The organism is Kineococcus xinjiangensis (genome assembly GCF_002934625.1).
GTDB lineage: Bacteria > Actinomycetota > Actinomycetes > Actinomycetales > Kineococcaceae > Kineococcus_A > Kineococcus_A xinjiangensis.
Genome location: NZ_PTJD01000016.1, coordinates 95,093 through 101,331, shown reverse-complemented (window position 1 = coordinate 101,331; position 6,239 = coordinate 95,093). Strand labels below are relative to the sequence as shown.

Sequence of the window (6,239 nt, the reverse complement as noted above, 5' to 3'; positions counted from 1 at the left end):
CCCCACACCGGCCCTTCGGAGAAGTCACTTCCCGGACCCGCCACACCCAGCATCCCCACCTCGACTGCCGCCCCGCAAGACCCCGTCTTGACTTAGAAGGGAGCCAAAGTCGGATGTTCGTCGGTGTCACCAGATCATGCAGCAGACGCGGTCGACTTCGCTGGGCTCCTTGCCGCCCGGGGCTGCCGGCGCGTCATGGCGCGAGGGCGGAAATCGGTGAGGGGTTGAGGCGGGCGAAGCCTTCCTGGCGCTGGTAGGGGAAGTAGGGGTAGGTGGCGGTGGTGGCACTGGCGGCGTCGAGGCGCTGGACCTGTTCGCGGCTGAGGCGGAGGTCGGCGGCGTCGAGGTTCTGCCGCAGTTGCTCTTCGGTGCGGGCGCCGATGATCACGGAGGAGACCGTGGGGCGGGAGAGCAACCAGCTCAGGGCGATCTGCGCCACGCTGGAGCCTGTTTCGGCGGCGATCTCGTCGAGGACGTCGACGACGCGGTACACGTGCTCGTCGTCGACGGGGGGCCCGTAGTCGGCGGTGTCGTGCAGTCGGCTCTGCGCCGGCAGGGGCTGGCCCCGGCGGATCTTGCCGGTGAGGCGGCCCCAGCCCAGCGGGCTCCACACCAGCGCCCCGACCTGCTGGTCGATCCCCAGCGGCATCAGCTCCCACTCGTAGTCGCGGCCGATGAGGGAGTAGTACACCTGGTGGGCCACGTAGCGGGGCCAGCCGTGACGCTCGGCGGTGGCTAGGGACTTCATCAGCTGCCAGCCGGAGAAGTTGGACACCCCGACGTAGCGGACCTTGCCGGCGCGCACGAGGTCGTCGAGGGTGGCCAGCACTTCCTCCACCGGCGTTCCGGCGTCGAAGGCGTGCAGTTGGAAGAGGTCGATGACGTCGGTGCCGAGCCGGCGCAGCGCGTCCTCGCAGGCCCGGATCAGCCTCGGACGCGAGGAGCCCGCCTCGTGGGGGCCGGGACCGGTGGGCAGGCTGGTTTTGGTGGAGATCAGGACGTCGTCGCGCCGGCCCTTGATGGCCTGGCCGAGGACTTCCTCGGAGGCGCCGTCGGAGTAGACGTCGGCGGTGTCGAACATCGTTACCCCGGCCTCCAGGCAGATGTCGACCAGCCGGCGGGCCTGGCGGGCATCGGTGTCCCCCCACGCACCGAACAGCGGGCCGCTGCCGCCGAAGGTGCCCGTGCCGAAGCTCAAGATCGGCACCTGCAGTCCCGATCGGCCCAGACGTCGATGCTCCATCGCTGCCTCCTTCATCCGCCGCCGGTGCCGCCACCGGCTCCTGACGTCCTCGCTCCGTGGTGGGGGCGAGGACACGCCCCCTGACTAACGGGACCATGGTGCCGTTAGTCGTCGCACCGTAACACGACTCCGCGACTAGTGGGACTACAGTGCCGTTATGGTTGTGGGGGTCGACGACATGGCGGCAGACGGTGCCGCCCGCCTGCCGGCCGCGTCTCGCCCCGGCGGGCGCACGGCACGGGTGCGGGCTGCTGCGCTGCGCGCGACGGAGGATGCACTCATCGAAGTCGGTCTCGCCCGTCTGGACCTCGCCGACATCGCGCGCCGCGCCGGGATCGGCAAGACGACTGTCTACCGCCGCTGGCGAACGGTCCCCGCGCTGATCGCTGACCTGCTGGCCGACATGGCCGAGCAGTCGTCACCGCGCAGCGACACCGGCTCCCTGGCCGGGGACCTGCTGGCCAACGCGCACCTGGTGCAGCGCACCCTCACCGACGCCCGGCAAGGAGCCCTCTTCCGCGCGATCCTGGCCGCTGCACTCACCGACACCGACACCGCCGAGGCGCTGCGCCGCTTCTACGAGGCCCGCATCAGCGAGTGGGAGCCGTGCGTGTACGCGGCCGTTGAGCGCGGTGAGCTCCCCGCAGGCACCGACGCGCGAGAGGTGATCCGCGCGGTCTCCGCGCCCCTGTACCACCGTCTGCTCACAGGCGAGGACATCGATCCCACCCATGCTGAGCATGCCGCCGCCACGGCCACCGCCGCAGCCCGCGCCGGGGCCTACCGCCCCTGACCGGCACACCACCCGATCCGCACGTGCGCGGCAGTTCCCCGACAGCCATGATCGCGCCCTACCTGCGGCAAAAGGCGGACGTATGACTCGCAGCAGTGGGTGCTCAGGGTTGGGTGAGGGGGATCGCGGAGGCTGCTGCTTGGCTCAGGGCCGGCAGGTGCAGTGTGGTCGAGGTCTCGGGGAGCACGGTGGCCCAGGAGACGATGAAGGTGACCTGGCCGTCGGTGGGGAGTTCGTCGATACGCAGGTCGCAGTCAACGTACTTCGAGCCGGGCTCGGCCAGCTCATCGACTCGCTCACACACACCCAGGCGGCGACGCCGGCCGTTGACGCTGACGTGGATGCTCGGGTCGTCCGGCCACGGGGGTGGCTGCCCGTCGGTGAGTTCCTCATGGCGGGTGTGGCCGGGGCGACTGGCGGCTTCGCTGGCCTTCGCCATGGCGACAGGGTCGGTGACGCTGGCGGCATCGAGGGCGTGAGCCACCAGCCAGGCCTTCAGCCCGTCGGGGTAGGCGAAGATGCACCGCAAGGCGATGACGGCGCCGGGCGCACGAGCCAGAACGACCGGGCCGTGGACGATGTGTCCCAGGCTCAGCCACGTCGACAGCGGCTCCCTCGGGTTGTAGAGACTCATCGCAGTGCCTGCACCGCGCCATGGGCGCGATCAGGGTCTTGGACCTCGTCCAGACCGTGCAAGGTAAGGATCGTGGTGCTGAGGGGCAGGCCGACTTCTGGCCAGCCCGCCTGCACCTGCAGACGCCCGTCGCGGGGTAGGGGCGCGACCCAGGCGTCGAGGTCGCGCTCATAGATGGGCACCGGATCTGGATCCCGATCGCCGGTCATGGCACCGCTGAAGATCCTGCCGCGGGGGGTGCCCGTCAGGCCTACGTGCCTTCGGTCGACGGTGAAGGCGAGCCGAACCTCCGAGAGGGGCAGTCCTGGGTCGTCGGGATCGACCTCTGGCGTGCCTGCAGTGGGGGAGGCGTAGCCGATGAGCCGGACGGCGTCACCGACGCCACGCACGCTGAACGAGACGATCAGGCCTTCGGGATAGGCGAAGACGCAACGCACCCCCATCCCGACACCCGGACCCGCGCACAGCAGCGCAGGGCCATGAACGATCTTCCCCAGGCCCACGATGAACGGCCAGTGCGGCCAGGGCCGCCACTCCTCATCGAGCATCCCCACAGCATCCACCTCCCGCTCGCACCTTGGTGGAGACGTGCCACCAACGACGACCATGATCACGTCCGCGGCGCGGCGTGAGCGTGTGCGATTGCAGCTGGCCAGCTCGACCGGGCGCCATGCTTCGATGAGGTCATGGGCGGCGATGAGAAGGCTGGCCTGGTGGTGGAGTCCCTGCTCGCGCGGATCGCTGAGCTGGAACCCAGGACCGTCGGCGCGGAAGCCCTGGAGCCGGACCTCCAGGCATTAGCGGACTACCTCGCCGACCATCGGGAGGCATGGCCGGCGATCAAGCGGCGCTTCGTGCGCCTCCTGCGCGAGTACCCGCCAGGCACGACGGACGTCATGCAGTTCTGCATGTACCGCTTCCAGTGGCCTGAGATCGAGCAAACCGCTCGTCAGCTGCTCGTTGAGGCGACGGATCATCGCCTGCGGCGTGCCTACGAGGCCGTCCTGGAGGTCTACACCCTGCCCTGGGAGGACCGCGACATCTACCGTGCCTACCGGGCCGCAGAGCCACGCACCAGCTGACTTTCAATCCGGCCTCGAGACCGCTGACGCCCGCGAGCCAGGCGGAGACGCAACAGGAGCCGATTGATCATCGCCATGATCGCGCGCGACCGGCGGCATGGTCGGATGTCTGGCTCTCACCGCTCTTGCCCTGGCATGCCCGTCAACGTTCCCTGGTGATGTCGTAGTCGCCACCCCGTAGCGGTGCGGCGCCATAGGGAAGAGCGGTGAGCTCGCCGACCATCAGGATCGGATACGTAGGTCAGCAAGATCAGGTCGGCGCTGAGGACGCAGGCGCGCATCTCGGCGTCGGGGATCACGCGGTCGTCACCGGGCGGCTCCGCAGCGAGGGCGTGCATCATCTCGCTACGCGACCACAGCCGGCCTGATGCGCCGATCTCCTCGAAGTCCTCGTCGAGGAGGCGATCGACCTCCTGCCTGTTGCGCCGCGTGGCCGACGACAGCAGCGCCCTCTCCAGGCCGATGACCAGCTCGGTGTCGTCCAAACTGCGCATTCTGCCCCCGCATCAGCGGCTAGACGTGTCCTGCGGATCATTGACGCTCATGATCGCGCTTCATCAGCGGCAGAGTCGGATGTTCGGGTGTGCGCTCACTCGGGCATGTGGTGCCAGCGGGCGCGCAGGATGCCGTCGGGGTCGGGCAGTGCCGCTTCCAGCAAGGGCTTGGTGGTGGGGTCCAGGACGTCCCTGCCGAACGGCTTCCAGGCGGCGGTCCGGGCGTCGCGTAGCCGGCCCTCGACGTCAGCGTCTTCCTCGCGCAGCAGGTGCTGGTGCAGCCGCCCCTCCGCGTCCGTCCAGACGAGGAAGCTGACGTCGTCGTCGGCCACCGCCGCGGCCGCGCGGGCGGCCACGGCCGCAATGTCACGCTCCAGTGCGGGGTGGACGCTGAGCATGGCGCGAGGGTGTAGTCGCGACTGCAGCGCTGCGGAGGGCAGGTCTTGCGAGGTCAGGCGGTGAAAGATGGTGTCTCCGAGGCCGCTGTGGTGGTCCTCCTCGATGAGGACCTCGCCGCGGTCCAGGACGAGGTCGTCCAGGCGCTGCCAGAACGCCTCATCGGCGGGGACCTGCAGGAAGTCGTCCTCATCCGGCTCGTAGGGGGAGGCGGGCAGGCGCACCGGGAAGAGCCCGGCAGCGGCGGTGCGGGCGACGGCGTCCTCGCAAGCGCGGTGGCTGCTGAGGTACATGTACTGGTCCCAGCCCAGGTGGACAACGAAGCGTCCCTCGGCCTCTAGGGAGCAGTGCAAGCCCTCCTCCCGCAGCATCACCTGCACCAGCCGCTGGGCCTGGGCGATGTCGACGGTGGCTCCGTCGTAGAGGCCGGCCAGGTCCGGGCCGAAGACGTCCTCCAGCACCTGCCGGCCAGCGCCGGTCTCGTCGTGGCGGGGGAAGACGCCGGGGTTGCGGACCTCCAGGTGCGTGACGCCGCTGTCGGCGGCAAAGTCGGCCAGCGCCTGCAGGTAGGCCGCCTCCAACGGGCCGCGGTCGCTGACCTCCTCCTGCGGGCCGCCGTAGGTGCCGTCGGCGTTCCAGTCCCGAGGGTCGTACTTGGTCACCTTCCACACGTACGGCAGACCCATCACCGACCACCTCCACTCGCGCCCTGCACGTTCCACATCGGCGCCCCGCACACTCCAGGAGCCCACCAACCAAGATCAGACCAGGCCGGACGAACGCACTCAATTCGACAAAGTCGCGCGTCCGCCGGCCGCTCATGATCGCGCCCCACCTGCGGCATGACCGGATGTTCGGCGTGTAGCTGAGGTTGGTGGCGTCGGGCGTGGACGTTCATGCGTGCTCGGGACATGTGGTCGGTGACGATGCTCTCCAGATCGAAGGATGAGGACGACCGTGACCGACTCGTTGGATGACCTGCTTGATGCTTCCTCCCCGCGGGTGAGCGGCCCGTCGGCTGTGATCGACCGTGAGGTGCGGGTCCTGTCGCTGCGCAGTGCGGAGGCGTCGCGGCTGGTGCTGGTGCCCCGCCGTCGCCTCCGCACCGGCCGCAAGGTCGCCCTCGGCGCCGGAGGCGTCGTCCTGGCGCTGGCCGGCGGGTCCGTGGCGGCCGCGGCTGCCGGGCTGCAGGGGCCGTGGTCGTGGTGGGTGGCTGACCCGGACCTGACCAGCACGATCACCACCGCAGACCAGCGCACCTGCGAGATCCGCTGGAACGTCCACCACGCTGGAGGACACATCGGCGAGACGGACCTGTTGCGGGGGAAGTCGCCTGCCACCTCCGCCGCGGAGAGCTACCTGGCGGGCCTGGACCTGACCGCTGTCGACACCACCGCCGAACGTGAGCAGCAGCGGAAGTGGCTCGCCGAAGCAGGCGAGCTGAACCCACCGGAGTGGAAGATCGCCACCCGGGCCCTGGAGCAGACCGTCACCGCGATGACCATCGAGCACCTGGACCTGCAGCCGGACGCCGACCCCATCGCGATCTCCAGCGACGTCCAGTGCACCCCGGCCTCCCGGTGAGCGGTCTGTGGAA

The 6,239-nt window shown here is 69.7% G+C and carries 8 protein-coding genes; 3 read left to right on the top strand and 5 right to left on the bottom strand.

The window, feature by feature from the left end:
• Positions 1–193: 193 nt before the first annotated feature.
• Positions 194–1,243, bottom strand: a complete 1,050-nt coding sequence (locus CLV92_RS18395) for an aldo/keto reductase (RefSeq protein ID WP_104435180.1) — start codon at positions 1,241–1,243, stop codon at positions 194–196.
• Between the two features lie 157 nt (positions 1,244–1,400).
• Here CLV92_RS18395 and CLV92_RS18390 point away from each other — a divergent pair, with 157 nt between their 5' ends.
• Positions 1,401–2,036 (top strand): TetR-like C-terminal domain-containing protein, encoded by a 636-nt coding sequence (locus CLV92_RS18390; protein WP_211291264.1) that lies wholly within the window; start codon positions 1,401–1,403, stop codon positions 2,034–2,036.
• A gap of 103 nt (positions 2,037–2,139) precedes the next feature.
• On the opposite strand, the gene CLV92_RS18385 is transcribed toward CLV92_RS18390, so the two are convergent.
• Both CLV92_RS18385 and CLV92_RS18380 read right to left on the bottom strand, forming a co-directional pair.
• The gene (locus tag CLV92_RS18385) at positions 2,140–2,670 is read right to left on the bottom strand and encodes a hypothetical protein (protein WP_104435178.1); all 531 of its coding nucleotides are present in this window, start codon (positions 2,668–2,670) and stop codon (positions 2,140–2,142) included.
• On the bottom strand, positions 2,667–3,218 hold the full coding sequence (locus tag CLV92_RS18380) for a hypothetical protein (protein WP_146099645.1): 552 nt from the start codon (positions 3,216–3,218) through the stop codon (positions 2,667–2,669). The genes CLV92_RS18385 and CLV92_RS18380 overlap by 4 nt, the downstream gene beginning before the upstream one ends.
• A 138-nt stretch (positions 3,219–3,356) precedes the next feature.
• Between CLV92_RS18380 and CLV92_RS18375 the strand changes: the two genes are divergently transcribed.
• On the top strand, positions 3,357–3,752 hold the full coding sequence (locus tag CLV92_RS18375; protein ID WP_104435174.1) for a hypothetical protein: 396 nt from the start codon (positions 3,357–3,359) through the stop codon (positions 3,750–3,752).
• 116 nt (positions 3,753–3,868) lie between these two features.
• Here the strand turns inward: CLV92_RS18375 and CLV92_RS18370 are convergent, their stop codons facing one another.
• Both CLV92_RS18370 and CLV92_RS18365 read right to left on the bottom strand, forming a co-directional pair.
• Positions 3,869–4,237, bottom strand: a complete 369-nt coding sequence (locus CLV92_RS18370; RefSeq protein WP_158257329.1) for a nuclear transport factor 2 family protein — start codon at positions 4,235–4,237, stop codon at positions 3,869–3,871.
• A 104-nt stretch (positions 4,238–4,341) separates the two neighbouring features.
• Positions 4,342–5,328, bottom strand: a complete 987-nt coding sequence (locus tag CLV92_RS18365) for an RNA-binding protein (protein WP_104435171.1) — start codon at positions 5,326–5,328, stop codon at positions 4,342–4,344.
• 271 nt (positions 5,329–5,599) lie between these two features.
• Between CLV92_RS18365 and CLV92_RS18360 the strand changes: the two genes are divergently transcribed.
• The gene (locus tag CLV92_RS18360) at positions 5,600–6,226 is read left to right on the top strand and encodes a hypothetical protein (RefSeq protein WP_146099644.1); all 627 of its coding nucleotides are present in this window, start codon (positions 5,600–5,602) and stop codon (positions 6,224–6,226) included.
• Positions 6,227–6,239 lie beyond the last annotated feature (13 nt).

What these genes read in the sequence shown, in the direction of transcription:
- CLV92_RS18375 (WP_104435174.1), top strand. Translation starts at nt 3,357, where the DNA reads ATGGGCGGCGATGAGAAGGCTGGCCTGGTGGTGGAGTCCCTGCTCGCG.
- CLV92_RS18380 (WP_146099645.1), bottom strand. Translation starts at nt 3,218, where the DNA reads ATGCTCGATGAGGAGTGGCGGCCCTGGCCGCACTGGCCGTTCATCGTG.
- CLV92_RS18365 (WP_104435171.1), bottom strand. Translation starts at nt 5,328, where the DNA reads ATGGGTCTGCCGTACGTGTGGAAGGTGACCAAGTACGACCCTCGGGAC.
- CLV92_RS18390 (WP_211291264.1), top strand. Translation starts at nt 1,401, where the DNA reads ATGGTTGTGGGGGTCGACGACATGGCGGCAGACGGTGCCGCCCGCCTG.
- CLV92_RS18395 (WP_104435180.1), bottom strand. Translation starts at nt 1,243, where the DNA reads ATGGAGCATCGACGTCTGGGCCGATCGGGACTGCAGGTGCCGATCTTG.
- CLV92_RS18385 (WP_104435178.1), bottom strand. Translation starts at nt 2,670, where the DNA reads ATGAGTCTCTACAACCCGAGGGAGCCGCTGTCGACGTGGCTGAGCCTG.